This window comes from Paraburkholderia graminis C4D1M (assembly GCF_000172415.1).
Classification (GTDB): domain Bacteria; phylum Pseudomonadota; class Gammaproteobacteria; order Burkholderiales; family Burkholderiaceae; genus Paraburkholderia; species Paraburkholderia graminis.
The window spans coordinates 45,970-59,009 of record NZ_ABLD01000018.1; the positions used below are offsets into that span (position 1 = coordinate 45,970).

General features: G+C 61.1%; 12 protein-coding genes and 1 pseudogene. All 13 read left to right on the forward strand.

Annotated features, from left to right (window positions below):
* The first annotated feature begins 38 nt into the window (after positions 1-38).
* Entirely contained in the window at positions 39-941 is a 903-nt protein-coding gene (locus BGRAMDRAFT_RS23620; protein ID WP_006051371.1) for a LysR substrate-binding domain-containing protein, read from the forward strand.
* Between the two features lie 550 nt (positions 942-1,491).
* Complete coding sequence (locus BGRAMDRAFT_RS23625; RefSeq protein WP_006051372.1) at positions 1,492-2,727, forward strand: urea ABC transporter substrate-binding protein; 1,236 nt, start codon at positions 1,492-1,494, stop codon at positions 2,725-2,727.
* Between the two features lie 65 nt (positions 2,728-2,792).
* Positions 2,793-3,662 carry an ABC transporter permease subunit gene (locus tag BGRAMDRAFT_RS23630; protein WP_006051373.1) on the forward strand — a complete coding sequence of 290 codons (870 nt, stop codon included), beginning with the start codon at positions 2,793-2,795 and terminating at the stop codon, positions 3,660-3,662.
* 18 nt (positions 3,663-3,680) lie between these two features.
* Positions 3,681-4,739, forward strand: coding sequence for an ABC transporter permease subunit (locus BGRAMDRAFT_RS23635; RefSeq protein WP_044021787.1), 1,059 nt, complete (start codon positions 3,681-3,683; stop codon positions 4,737-4,739).
* Complete coding sequence (locus BGRAMDRAFT_RS23640) at positions 4,736-5,446, forward strand: ABC transporter ATP-binding protein (RefSeq protein ID WP_006051375.1); 711 nt, start codon at positions 4,736-4,738, stop codon at positions 5,444-5,446. The genes BGRAMDRAFT_RS23635 and BGRAMDRAFT_RS23640 overlap by 4 nt, the downstream gene beginning before the upstream one ends.
* Positions 5,443-6,150, forward strand: a complete 708-nt coding sequence (locus BGRAMDRAFT_RS23645) for an ABC transporter ATP-binding protein (protein WP_006051376.1) — start codon at positions 5,443-5,445, stop codon at positions 6,148-6,150. Before BGRAMDRAFT_RS23640 ends, BGRAMDRAFT_RS23645 begins: the two co-directional genes overlap by 4 nt.
* Positions 6,151-6,163: 13 nt before the next feature.
* Entirely contained in the window at positions 6,164-7,150 is a 987-nt protein-coding gene (locus BGRAMDRAFT_RS23650; RefSeq protein WP_006051377.1) for an acetamidase/formamidase family protein, read from the forward strand.
* 82 nt (positions 7,151-7,232) lie between these two features.
* Positions 7,233-8,387, forward strand: a complete 1,155-nt coding sequence (locus tag BGRAMDRAFT_RS23655) for a transporter substrate-binding domain-containing protein (protein WP_006051378.1) — start codon at positions 7,233-7,235, stop codon at positions 8,385-8,387.
* 1 nt (position 8,388) lies between these two features.
* Entirely contained in the window at positions 8,389-9,039 is a 651-nt protein-coding gene (locus BGRAMDRAFT_RS23660; protein ID WP_006051379.1) for an ANTAR domain-containing response regulator, read from the forward strand.
* A gap of 58 nt (positions 9,040-9,097) precedes the next feature.
* On the forward strand, positions 9,098-9,862 hold the full coding sequence (locus BGRAMDRAFT_RS23665; protein ID WP_006051380.1) for an SDR family NAD(P)-dependent oxidoreductase: 765 nt from the start codon (positions 9,098-9,100) through the stop codon (positions 9,860-9,862).
* 28 nt (positions 9,863-9,890) lie between these two features.
* Positions 9,891-11,417, forward strand: coding sequence for an amidase (locus BGRAMDRAFT_RS23670; protein WP_006051381.1), 1,527 nt, complete (start codon positions 9,891-9,893; stop codon positions 11,415-11,417).
* Between the two features lie 255 nt (positions 11,418-11,672).
* Positions 11,673-11,777: pseudogene (locus BGRAMDRAFT_RS36250) on the forward strand (IS6 family transposase); the annotation flags it as partial.
* Positions 11,778-11,914: 137 nt separating this feature from the next.
* Positions 11,915-12,952: an IS481 family transposase gene (locus BGRAMDRAFT_RS23680; protein WP_006051363.1), complete on the forward strand. Its 1,038-nt coding sequence runs from the start codon at positions 11,915-11,917 to the stop codon at positions 12,950-12,952.
* Positions 12,953-13,040 lie beyond the last annotated feature (88 nt).

Below are 13,040 nucleotides of genomic sequence, written 5' to 3' on the forward strand. Positions count from 1 at the left end.
TAGGCCGATGTTTGCGCGGCCCACGCCCGGAGAAAACCATGAATCTCAGGCAGGTTGAGGCGTTTCGGCTGGTCATGCTGCGCGGTTCGATGACGGCCGCTGCCGAGGAACTCGGGACATCACAACCGAGCATCAGCCGGTTGATCGCGGAACTGGAAGCTGCCACGGGATTGACGCTGTTCGTGCGCAATGGCGGCCGCATTCATGCCACCGATGCGGGCAGTGCGTTCTATCGCGAAGTGGATCGCAGCTTCGTCGGTCTGGAGAAACTGCAGCATTCGGCGCGAGAGATTCTTGAGCTCGGCAGCGGACGGCTGCGCATCGTGGCAGCGCCGGTTCTCGCGCTCTCGTTTCTGCCTGCCGTGATCGCGTGCTTCGCGGACGCGCATCCGCGCGTCGCGGTGTCGCTCGAAATGCGCAGCGAGAGCACGATTCAACGCTGGGTGTCGTCGGGACACTGCGACGTAGGCTTCGCGACCACCACGCCGGATGCGTTCGGCGTGATGAGCGTGGAGCTCTATGAACTGGCGGGACTATGCGCGTTGCCGGCGAGTCATGCTCTAGCGGCGCGCAGGCGGATTCGCGCGGCCGACTTGCAAGGCGAACGGCTCATCCTGCCTTCCTATGCGGACGACACGCGTGCCGCGCTCGATCGCGCGCTGCGTCCGGCGGGCGCCGATCAGGTGCCCGCCATCGAGACGCCTTACGGCGCGACCATCTGCGCGCTCGTGACGCGCGGCGCGGGCGTGGGCATCGTCAATCCGCTCGCGACCGTGGATGCCGATCCGACGCGCATCGTGTTCCGGCCGTTCATGCCGGAGATCTGGTTTCGCGGCTTCACGCTTTACCCGCAGACCCCACGAGGCAATCCTGTGGTCGGCGCGTTTCTTGAACTCGTAGATCAGCAGATGGCAGCGTTGAGGCGGGGCACGCATATCTGAGTCCACGCCGACGAAGCATGCGGGCGACGTCGAATCGTCGTTCACGAAGACGGTCGACAAGCAATTGCATCGGTATGGGAATCACCGATGACCGTAGTCGTGTAATCGATGGCTGCCGCTCCAGTTCCCACGCTCGGGGCTTCAACGATCGAGACTATTTCATTGCGCATCGCGAGTTGTCCCCGCTTACTCCGCATGATGTGCGATTCCGAGTTGTCCCCGCTTACTCCGCATGATGTGCGATTCCGAGTTGCCGCCACAACGTCTTTTGTCCGCTGTTTTCGATAACCACGGCGAAGTCGCATGCGAGGCTGCGGTTCGGATTCTCGCTTTGATGCTTACGCGGCAGCAGATTTTCGTCCGCAGTTGACAATTAAAAATATGGCGTTTTAGACTCAAGTCACTCCCTCGCGGCCTGACAAAGTTGTCCGCCCGAGGATCCGGCACAGAAGCCCCCTGACGAACCCGCCGTTCGTCAGGGGGCTTTTTTTGTCCGCGTTTTTTCGCTGCTCTAGCGCTCACGTCTGTCGCCCCTTTCTGGAGAACCCGCATGTTGCTGAAGCCGTCGGGCTGGATGCGTCTCGCCCTTACCGCAGGACTCGCACTAACTTCGCTCGCGTCGAGCGCCGCCGATCCCGTCAAGATCGGGCTGCTCGAAGACGCGTCGGGGAACTTCGCACTGGCTACGATCCCGAAGATTCACGCGACGGAACTCGCGGTCGATGAGATCAACGCGAAGGGAGGCATTCTCGGCCGCCCCATCAAGCTGATCGCGTACGACACGCAGTCGGACAACACGAAGTTTCAGGAACTCGCCCGACGGCTGGTGCAGACTGACAAGCCGGATGTGATTTTCGGCGCGTTCTCCAGCGCATCGCGCGAAGCGATCCGGCCGATCATGGACCGCGCGCATCAGCTCTACTGGTACGACAATCAGTACGAAGGCGGCGTGTGCGACACGACTACCTTCGTCACCGGCGCGGTGCCCGAGCAGCAGTTTTCGACGCTGATTCCGTGGATGATGCAGAAGTACGGCAAGAAGGTGTACACCATCGCGGCCGACTACAACTTCGGGCAGATTTCCGCCGAGTGGGTGCGCAATATCGTCAAGGAAAACGGCGGCACGATGGCTGGCGAGGAATTCATTCCGCTGTCGGTATCGCAATTCGGCCAGACCATTCAGAACATCCAGAAGGCAAAGCCCGACTTTGTCGTTACGTTGCTGGTCGGCGCGAATCAGTCGTCGTATTACGAGCAGCAGGCGTCGGCGCATCTGAATCTGCCGATGGCGAGTTCGGTGAACGTCGGTCAGGCGTATGAACACAAGCGCTTCAAACCGCCTGCATTGAAGGACATGTACGTGACGGCGAACTACGTCGAAGAAGTCGATTCGCCCGCGAGCAACGACTTCAAGAAACGCTTCCACGCGAAGTTTCCGAACGAGCCGTACATCAACCAGGAAGCTGCAAACGCGTACGACGCGATATATCTGTACAAGGCCGCGGTCGAGAAAGCCAAGTCGACGAATCAGGACGCGGTGCGTAAAGCGCTCGAAAGCGGCGACATCTGCACGACCGGCGAGCAAGGCAAGGTCTGCATGGATCCGAAGAGCCATCACGCGAGCCACACCATTTATCTGGTGCACGTGAAGGAGGATCACTCGGTCGAGATTCCGAAGGTCTGGGACGACGTGCAGCCCTACTGGCTCGGCAAAGTCGGCTGCGATCTGCCGAACAGGCCGGATCATCGTCAGTACACACCGTCGAACCTGCCCAAGAAGTCCTGATGCGAAGCCGGCGCGGGGCGTTGCAGTATGAGCGCCCGCGCCGGTTTCCTGAACGTGGAGCACGCATGGCCACTCTCTCGGTTCTCTATTCGCTCATCTATCAGTTCGGCGACAACTTCGCGTATCTGGTGCTCGCCGCTCTCGGTCTCGCGGTGATCTTCGGCATGATGGGCGTCATCAATCTCGCGCATGGCGAGTTCATCATGTGCGGCGCCTACGTGACCATCATCACGGCCAAGCACGGTGCGCCGCTGCCGCTCGCGATGCTGTTCGGCGCGCTCGCCGCAGCGCTCGCAGGCGTGATTGTCGAACGGCTGGTGATTCGCCATCTTTACGACCGTCTGTTCGATTCCGTCGTCGCGACGTGGGCAATCAGCCTGATCGTGCAGCAGACCATGTTGCTCGTGGCGGGGCCGTCGATCGAAGGAATCGGTACGCCGTTCGGTTCGTTCTCGCTCGGCGAGTATTCGTTCTCGACGTATCGCGCGGTGCTGCCCGGTATCGCACTTGCGATTCTCTTCGGGCTCTACCTGCTGTTCTTCAAAACCAATTACGGCGTCTGCGCACGCGCCACGATCCAGAACGCGAGCATCGCGCAATGCCTCGGCTTGCGCACCGACCGGCTCTATACGCTGACGTTCGCGTTGGGCGCGGGACTTGCGGGCCTCACTGGCGCGCTCTACGCGCCGACCATGACGGCGGTACCGACGATGGGCAGCAATTTCATCGTGCAGGCGTTCGTGTCCGTGGTGGTTGGCGGGGCCAACGTGATTGCGGGCACGACGCCGGCGGCCGGTGTGCTGGCGATCATCCAGACCGCGCTTACGGCTTCCTACGGGCAACTGTTCGGACAGATCGGCCTGCTCGTCACCGTCATTGTCGTGATCCGCCTGATGCCGCAAGGTCTCGGCAATCTCTTCACCCGCTTGCGCTAGGAGGCAGACGTGAAGTCAATGAAAGGGCCTTCGACCCACGCAATGCGCGCGCTGCATACGGTGCCGTGGCTCGTGGCGCTGTGTTTGCCGCTTGTGGTCGATGCGAACGCCAGCGGCAATCTCGCCTACTGTCTGCTGTGGGCGTTCAGCGCGCTCGGGCTCGCGGCAATGTGGGGCTACGGCGGCATCCTGTCATTCGGACAGACCGCTTTCTTCGGACTGTCGGGCTACACCTACGGCATCTTCACGCTGAACTATGGCGACACGTGGTTCGAGTCGTGGCTCGGGCTCGGCGCGGGCATCGCGGTAAGCATCGTCGCCGCGGCACTGATCGGCTACATGATCTTCTATGGGCGCATCAAGGGCGTGTTCATCGGTATCGTCACGTTGTCGGTGACGCTCGTGCTCGAAACCTTCATGTCGCAGACGGCGGGGCCGCAGTGGGCGATCGGAGAGGCACGGCTGAACGGCTACAACGGAATGGGCGGCATGCCGCAATTGACCATTCCATGGCCGGGCGGCACGCTTACACTGGAGAACGTGAGCTTTTACTACCTCGTGCTGCTTCTTCTGATCGCGGTCTACGCGATCATGCGAAAGCTGCTCGACGGCACCTTCGGTTTAACCCTTATCGCTATCCGGGAGAATCCGCAACGGGCGGAGATGCTCGGCGTCGACATCCGCCGTCATCAACTGATGGTGTTCGTGCTCGGCTGCACGCTGGGCGGTTTGTCGGGTGCGTTGTACACGATCTGGGGCTCCTACATCACGCCGTCGACAATGGGTCTCACCGCCGCCGCGATGCCGGTAATCTGGGTCGCGACGTCGGGGAGAAAGAGCATCGGCGGAACGATCATCGGCACCGCCTTGCTCGTGTGGCTTTCACAGAATCTCGCGGTATACGGCAGCCAGTACGCGCTGATCCTGCTCGGTGCGATTCTGCTGATTGTGGTGCTGGCCGCACCCGAAGGTCTGCTGCCGTTCGTCACGCGGCATCTGCGGCGTCTTTCGAACCGCACGGCCGGCGCTTCACGCGGCGCCGGCGCGTCTCTCAAGCGGGAGGAGGGCAAGTCATGACCGCACTGCTAGAAACGCGCGGCCTCAAGAAACATTTTGGCGGCGCGCATGTGATCAACGGCATCGACTTCAGTATCGAGGCCAACGAGATTCGCTGCGTGATCGGGCCGAACGGCGCGGGCAAGAGCACGTTCTTCAAGCTCATCACGGGCGAGCATCGTCCGTCCGAAGGCAGCGTGATGTTTCTCGGCAAGGACATGAGCCATGTGCTTCCGCACGAGCGCATACGCATGGGCATGAGTATCAAGTTCCAGATTCCCGGCGTGTTTCCCGATCTGAGCGTGCGTCAGCATCTGCAACTGTCGCTGCACCGTGCGAAGGATGACCGGCCCGAAAGTCTCGACGAACTGCTGCGGCGCTTCATGCTGGAAAACGAAGAGCACGTGCTCGCGCGCAACCTGTCGCATGGCAAGAAACAATGGCTGGAAATCGCGATGGCCGTGTCGTTGCGCCCTAAGCTGCTGTTTCTCGATGAACCGGTAGCCGGTATGTCGGTGGAGGAGACGCATGCGACAGGCGAACTCATCAAGCGCCTGTCGGCAGACGGCCTCACGATGATGGTGGTCGAACACGACATGACCTTTGTCAAGCAGATTGCCTCGCGCGTCACGGTGCTGCACGGCGGCAGTCTGCTCGCCGACGGGCCACTCGATGAGATCCTCGCGCGCGACGACGTCGCGGAAGTCTATCTGGGGAAGAAGAAATGAGCGCGTTGCTGGAGGTGTCGAACGTTGAAGCGGGATATGGCGGCGGCCGCGTGCTGAACGGTGTGTCGTTCGGCGTCGGACGCGGCGAGGTGCTGGCCCTCATCGGGCGCAACGGGGTCGGCAAGACGACGTTGATGCGTGCGCTGATCGGACTTGTCAGGCTCGATGCCGGCGAAATCAGACTGGAAGGCAATGCGATCGGCCAGCACAAGCCGTATGCCCGGGCGCAGAGCGGTATCGGCTATGTGCCGCAAGGGCGCGAGATCTTCGGCGCGCTGACCGTTGCCGAGAATCTGCAGGTCGGCGCGCAGGCGAATCGGACGCACGCCGCAAGCATGAAAGAAAAGGTCGTCGGCTATTTTCCGATTCTCAGGAAACGCTATACGCAGAAGGCGGGAACCATGAGCGGGGGAGAGCAGCAGCAGCTGGCGATTGCCCGCGCGCTGATCAGCGCGCCCAAGGTCCTGCTGCTCGACGAGCCTTCCGAAGGCATTCAACCGTCTATCGTCGATCTGATCGGCGACACGCTGCAGCATATTGCGCACGACACAGGGATCGGTGTCGTGCTGGTCGAGCAGGATATGGGCATGGTCGAGCGCATCGCGAATCGCTGCTGCGTGATGGACAAGGGCCGTATCGTCGAGACATTGAGCCGCGAGCAACTCGGCGACGAACAACTGATTCGCCAGTATCTGGCACTGTGACGGAGAGCGGAACATGAAATGGCTTGAAGATTCGATCATGATGAAGCGCGGTGTCGGCGCCGATCGCGAGCCGGTGGAGCACCATCTTACCGAGGAGATGCAGAAGACTTATCACTACACGATCGGTCCATATTCGCAGCCTGTTCTGCACGTCAAGCCTGGGGATCGCGTGGTGGTGGAAACGCGCGACGCCTTCGAAGGCAAGATCAGGGAAGAAACCGACAAGCCCTCGCAGGTGCTGCAGGTGCCTTTTCTCAATCCGCAGAATGGCCCGATCATGATCGAGGGCGCGGAGAAGGGCGATGTGGTCGCCGTGTACATCGAGAAGATGGCGCCGCGCGGCGACGATCCGCACGGTTTCTGCTGCATGATTCCGAACTTCGGCGGACTGACCGGCACGGACTACACCGCGCTGCTCAACGAGCCGTTGCCGGAAATCGTGCGCAAGATAAAGATCGACGAAGAGAACGTGTACTGGAGCAAACGCAATACGCTGCCGTACAAGCCGCATATCGGCACGCTGAGTCTTTCTCCCGAAATTGATTCGATCAACTCGCTCACTCCCGACAATCACGGCGGCAATATGGACGTGCCCGACATGGGGCCGGGCAGCATCACGTACCTGCCGGTGCGCTCTCCGGGCGGGCGGCTTTTCATCGGCGACGCACATGCCTGTCAAGGCGACGGTGAAGTGTGCGGAACGGCCGTCGAGTATCAGAGCACGACGACCGTGCGCGTAGATCTGATCAAGAAGTGGCAGATCGACTGGCCGCGTCTGGAGAACGAGGGTGCGCTGATGAGCATCGGCAGCGCGCGGCCGCTGGAGGACGCGACGCGCATCGCCTATCGCGAGCTCGTGCTGTGGATGGCTGCGGAGTACGGCTTCGACAAATGGGATGCATACATGATGCTGAGCCAGGTCGGAAAGGTGCGTCTCGGCAATTTTGTCGATCCAAAATATACGGTCGGCGCGATGGTCGCCAAGCACTACCTGAAGTAACGCATCAGCCGCGAGAAGCGAACCAGTACGACCAAAGCGCGGAGGCCAAGGCTCCGCGCGTATCCCGAGAGCGCGTCAAGAAATGGCATTAACCGATCCCATCCGTGTGGGCCTGCTTAGCTCGACGACCGGCTCGACCGCGTTGCTCGAACGGTCTCAACGGCGCGGCGCTTGCCTCGCCGTCGAGGAAATCAACGCGCGCGGCGGCATAGGCGGACGCGAACTCGTCGCGCTTCACTACGACCCCGGCTCCGATCCGGCCGCGTTTCGTGAGCTGGCGGAGCGGCTTATCGTCAAGGACGGCGTCAATACCATTTTCGGCGGCTATACGTCCACCAGTCGCAAGGCGATGCTGCCGGTCGTCGAGAAGCACAACCGGCTGCTGATTTATACGCAGATGTACGAGGGCTTCGAGTATTCGGACAACATCATCTACAGCGGCGCGTCGCCGAACCAGAACGGTGTGCAACTCGCCGACTTCATGACGCAGACGTTCGGCGCGCGCGTGTACTTTGTCGGATCGAGCTACGTCTATCCGTATGAATGCAACCGCACGATGCAGGAACTATTGCTACAGCATCCTGAAGGCGCGATTCTGGGCGAGCGCTATCTGTCGCTCGATGCCACGCGCGAGCAGTTCGACCAGGTGGTCGCGGATATCGGGCGCAAGTCGCCGGACTGGATCTTCTGCACGGTGATAGGAGAGACGGTGCCTTATCTTTACGAGGCCTATGCACGCGCGGAGCTCGATCCGGCCAGCATGCCGATCGGGAGCCTCAACACCTCGGAGACTGAGATTCGCGCCATGGAACGCGGTATCGCGACCGGGCATTTCACGGCCGCGCCGTACTTTCAGAGCATCGATACGCCGGAGAATCACCGCGCCGTCCGCCATCATCAGGCGCGTTTCGGCGCGCAGACGCCAACCGACATGAACTGGGAAGCCGCCTACTATCAGATGCATATGTTCGCGGAAGCGGTCGCGCGTGCCGGTTCGGATGAAATCGGCACCATCATGCCGCATCTGCTCGGCTCGGAGTTCAGCGCGCCGCAAGGCCGGGTTCGCCTCGATCCGGTCAACCATCACATGGCGCTCTATCCGCGCATTGGCCGCGTGAATGCCGACGGCCAGTTCACCATTCTGCGGGAATCGAAGTTCGCCGTCGGCCCGGATCCGTACATGACGCGTCAGACGCTCGGTGACTGGGTCACAAAGTTGAGCACGCGGGACTACTGACGTGAGCGCGCGCCCGGACAGAGGCCAGCGGAGCCTCACCAGTTCGATTCTCGAGCGCAACGCGCGCGTGGTCGTATTCCATCCCGACGACGATGACGGCGTGACGCTCACGAATCACCTCAGGCGCATGGGCTTTGAGGTCGAGCGATGCTGGCCGCCGATGGAGGAGTTGCCAGAGCGCGTCGACCTCGTTTTTCGCGCATTGCGGCCTGAGGAGCGCGCGCCGAAGGGCGAGTGGTCGGGGCCGGATGCGCCGCCCGTGATCTGCGTGGTGGCCTATGAGAACCCTACCTTCATCGATCAGGCCATCAAGCTCGGGGCGGACGGCATCGTCACGACACCGGTGCGTGCATCGGGTTTGCTGTCGACAGTGGTGATGGCGTTGTATCACGCGAAACGCTCGCGCCAGAACGCGCAACGTATCGCGAAACTGGAGCAGAAGCTGCTGGACAGCCGGCATTTGCAGGAAGCGAAAAGAATTCTGATGACCATGCATAGCGTGAGCGAACGCGAGGCGTACGACATGCTGCGCGCGCAGGCGATGGAAAAGCGCGTGACCATCGACGACATCTGTCACTCCGTCATTCAGGCGGGCGAAGTGCTGCAGATTTCTCGCGGCATGATCTCAGGCGAGGGGCAGGATAAACAGTGAGCGCGACGTCGCTCTATCAGCTAACGGACATGCAAATACCTGCGCAGGAGCTTTGAACATGGATCTGCAACTGAAGGGTTTGAAGGCGATCGTGACCGGCGGCACCAAGGGTATTGGGCTCGCCATTGCGCGGACGCTTGCAGCGGAAGGTGCCGAGGTCGCCATTTGCGCGCGCGATCCGGCTGCTGTCGAGGCGACCGCCAACGCGCTCACCGAACTGAGCGGCGCGCGCGCATCGGGCGCGGCAGTCGATGTGTCGGACGGCGCCGCGCTGAAAGCGTGGGTCGAGCGTATCGGCTCGGAGTGGGGCGGCCTCGACATAATCGTGGCGAATGTCAGCGCGCTCGCAATTGGCAACGACATTGAATCGTGGCGGAAGGAATTCGAAACTGATCTACTCGGCACCGTCAATCTCGTCGATGCGGCGATGCCGTATCTCGAAGCGAGCCGGGCTGCGTCGATCGTCGGGATATCTAGCGTGTCGGGACGTGAGATCGATTTCGCCGCGGGTCCTTATGGCGTGTTCAAGGCCGCACTCGTTCATTACATGCAGGGGCTCGCAAATCAGCTTGCGTCGAAGGGCATTCGCGCGAATACGGTGTCGCCGGGGAATGTGTATTTCGAGGGCGGCGTGTGGGACTGGATCGAGCATAACGATGCGCCGTTATTCGAACGCGCGCTCGCATTGAATCCGACTGGGCGCATGGCACGCCCGCAGGAAATCGCTAACGCGGTGGCGTTCATCGCAAGTCCGGCGGCGAGCTTCGTGAGTGGAACGAATTTCGTCGTCGATGGAGCACTCACACGCGGCGTGCAGCTCTGACATTGGGTCAGATCAACAGGAGCATGGAATGGAACGAGGCAGTGCGATGGATATCGATCTGAACGCCCTGACGGTTGAGGCCGTGCAGGCGGGTTTCAAGGCCGGCACATTCACGGCCGAGCAGCTGGCGCGCGCCTGTTTCGCCAGGATCGAGCGCGACAACGAGAAGTACAACGCAGTGATCTTCCTGAATCCGGCGGCAATAGACGACGCGCGCCGGATCGACGAACGGCGCGCGGCCGGCGAAGTGCTGGGTCCGCTTGCGGGGGTGCCGGTCGTCATCAAGGACCCTATGGACATGGTCGGCTTTCCCACTACCGCGGGATGGTCGAAGTTGTACAGCAAGAAAGGCGGTGTCGACCTCATGCCCGAGCGTGATGCGCCGGTCGTCGCGCGGATGCGCCGCGCGGGTGCGATCCTGCTAGGCAAGACGAACGTGCCGATCCTGAGCCATACCGGCTCGCATGCGAACGATAGCTGGGCTGGCCCCACGATCAATGTAGTGATGCCCGATAGGGTGCCAGGCGGCAGCAGTGCGGGGACGGCGTCGGCTGTCGCTTCAGGTATGGCGGTACTCGGCCTCGCGGAAGAGACCGGCGGATCGATCCAGAACCCGGCGTCGGCGCAGAATCTGGTCGGCATCAAACCGACCATCGGACTCGTGCCGAACGCGGGCGTGGTGCCGCTGTCGGGCAATCGCGATGTGGTGGGTCCGATTGCGCGAAACGTGAGGGATGCCGCGCTGTGCCTCGACGTGCTGGCGGGTTATTCGAGCGAAGACCCGAAGACGCTCGCGAGCGTCGGGCGACAACCGGAAGGCGGCTACACCGCTGCGTTGGACTGGAATGCGTTGAATGGAAAACGAATTGGTTTGTACGGTCCGGGTTGGCGCGATGAGCCGTTATCCGAAGAAGCCGCCGCGTTGTATGAGCGGTTCAAGCGTCAACTGGTGGGCTTGGGCGCGATTCTGGTCGACGATCCGTTCGCGGGCTCCGGCTTCGCCGACCTGAGGAAGCCGACGCCGCCGCTCGCGCATTTCGATGCACGCGGTATGGAATCTATTCCATACGATCTTGAGAAGTATCTGCAGCGGCTCGGCAAGGGTGCGTCGTTGACGACCTTCGCGGAATTCGCGGCGGCGACGAAAGACGAGGATGCGTTTGGGGCGGATGGGGTGCTGCGCTATCTGCATAGCCTCGCGGATTTTCGCGCCGCGTTGGCGGATCCGTCGGTGCCGCCGGAGATGCCGGAATTCGTCGAAGTGAAGGCGCAGTATCTGCAGATTTTCAATGCAGTGATGGATGCGCAACGGCTCGATGCGCTGGTGTTTCCACAGATGCGAGGTGAGTTGCCTGCGCTTCATGGTCAGGACGTCATTCAGGAGACGACGGTAGGCGAGATCAATATTGCAGGCCTACCGGGGGTTGCGGTGCCGGCGGGGTTTTACGCGTCGGGGGCGCCGTTTGGGTTGATTTTTGTCGGGAGGCAATGGGACGAGGGGGCTTTGTTAGGGTTTGCGTATGCTTATGAGGTGGGGGCAGGGAGCGGACGCTAGAAGAGGTCTTTTGAGCGTGGGTGCCGGACCGCTCGGATCGAGTCATTGCTTCGAGCGCGGTCCGCTGCATAGCGATATTTACGATGGCGAACGCAATTCCGCACGCGAGCCACCGCATTTGGAGAAATCGCATTTTTGTAGACTTCCAGAATGCCTGCGCTGTCGGTGCCGGTAGTCCTGCCGGCTCGCTGGCTGAACAGCGTCTGTCCGCGCAGCACTATTCGTGACTTTCAATCCATGCACGTGCCCATTCCTGAATTGATGCATCGCATTCGCAAGGGGCAGTTCGACTTCTCGATGCTCGAGTTCAATGACGCCACTGCGTCCGGCGTCTGGAATGCAGTGCTTTTCAATAACTAAGGAGACCTTACTTATTGGATAACTTGCAATGGACTAGACTAAATCTGACAGTGGTCGGTTTCTCGTGCTGATGCGCGTTGGCGCGGAGGGCGTAGCCCGAAGCGGTGACGCGCACGGCGAACCGCAAGGAGTCCGCCATGACTCAGGAACAGAAAGTCATCCGCGCCAAGATCGGGATGCTCGAATTGGCCCGGCAGCTAGGCAATGTCAGCCAGGCCTGCCGCGTAATGGGATATTCCCGCGACAGCTTCTACCGCTTTAAGGAACTGTACGATAAGGGTGGCGAAGCCGCGCTGCAGGAAATCTCCCACCATCGTCCGTTACCGAAGAACCGCGTGGATCCGCAGGTCGAGGCAGCGGTGGTCGAACTGGCTCTGGAACTGCCTGCCCACGGCCAGATCCGTATTGCCAACGAGGTCCTCAAGCGCCATGCCCTGAGCGTCTCGCCGCAGGGTGTGCGCAGCATCTGGCTACGTCACGATCTCGAGACCATGAACAAGCGCCTGAAGGCGCTGGAGGCGAAGTCCGCCCAGGAAGGACTGGTGCTGACCGAATCGCAGGTCACTGCGCTTGAACGCGCCAAACTGGAAAAGGAAACGCACGGCGAATTCGAATCGGAATGCCCCGGCTATTGCGGCGCCCAGGACACCTTCTATGTCGGCACGCTCAAGGGCGTGGGCCGCGTCTACCAGCAGACCTTCGTCGACACCTACTCGAAGGTGGCGTTCGCCAAACTCTGCGACCGCAAGACGCCGCTGCCGGCGGCCGATTTGCTCAACGATCGCGTCGTACCGTTCTTTGACAGCTACTGCATCCCGCTCATACGCGTGCTCACTGACCGTGGCACTGAGTATTGCGGCAACCCCGAGCATCACGAATACGAACTCTACCTGGCCGTCGAGAACATTGATCACACCCGTACCAAAGCGCGTTCGCCCCAGACCAACGGCATCGTCGAGCGGCTTCACAAGACCATGCTCAATGAGTTCTATCGCATCGCATTCCGCAGGAAGATCTACGACTCGATCCAGGCGTTGCAGACCGATCTGGATGAATGGCTTGACCAGTACAACAATGAGCGCGAACATCAGGGACGATGGTGCTACGGCAAGACGCCCATGCGCACCTACCTCGATTCTCTCGAACTCGCCAGGGAGAAACTGATCCCTCACTAAATCAGTTTCTCCCTTTGCTTCCCCGACTACCTGTCAGGTGCAGTCCAGCCTAATACAGATAACTATCCGTCACAGCGGCTATTTGCAC

Excerpts from the sequence above, each read along its gene's own strand:
- BGRAMDRAFT_RS23650 (WP_006051377.1), top strand. The coding sequence starts at position 6,164 with ATGAAATGGCTTGAAGATTCGATCATGATGAAGCGCGGTGTCGGCGCC.
- BGRAMDRAFT_RS23655 (WP_006051378.1), top strand. The coding sequence starts at position 7,233 with ATGGCATTAACCGATCCCATCCGTGTGGGCCTGCTTAGCTCGACGACC.
- BGRAMDRAFT_RS23620 (WP_006051371.1), top strand. The coding sequence starts at position 39 with ATGAATCTCAGGCAGGTTGAGGCGTTTCGGCTGGTCATGCTGCGCGGT.
- BGRAMDRAFT_RS23670 (WP_006051381.1), top strand. The coding sequence starts at position 9,891 with ATGGAACGAGGCAGTGCGATGGATATCGATCTGAACGCCCTGACGGTT.
- BGRAMDRAFT_RS23625 (WP_006051372.1), top strand. The coding sequence starts at position 1,492 with ATGTTGCTGAAGCCGTCGGGCTGGATGCGTCTCGCCCTTACCGCAGGA.
- BGRAMDRAFT_RS23645 (WP_006051376.1), top strand. The coding sequence starts at position 5,443 with ATGAGCGCGTTGCTGGAGGTGTCGAACGTTGAAGCGGGATATGGCGGC.
- BGRAMDRAFT_RS23630 (WP_006051373.1), top strand. The coding sequence starts at position 2,793 with ATGGCCACTCTCTCGGTTCTCTATTCGCTCATCTATCAGTTCGGCGAC.
- BGRAMDRAFT_RS23665 (WP_006051380.1), top strand. The coding sequence starts at position 9,098 with ATGGATCTGCAACTGAAGGGTTTGAAGGCGATCGTGACCGGCGGCACC.
- BGRAMDRAFT_RS23680 (WP_006051363.1), top strand. The coding sequence starts at position 11,915 with ATGACTCAGGAACAGAAAGTCATCCGCGCCAAGATCGGGATGCTCGAA.
- BGRAMDRAFT_RS23635 (WP_044021787.1), top strand. The coding sequence starts at position 3,681 with ATGAAAGGGCCTTCGACCCACGCAATGCGCGCGCTGCATACGGTGCCG.
- BGRAMDRAFT_RS23640 (WP_006051375.1), top strand. The coding sequence starts at position 4,736 with ATGACCGCACTGCTAGAAACGCGCGGCCTCAAGAAACATTTTGGCGGC.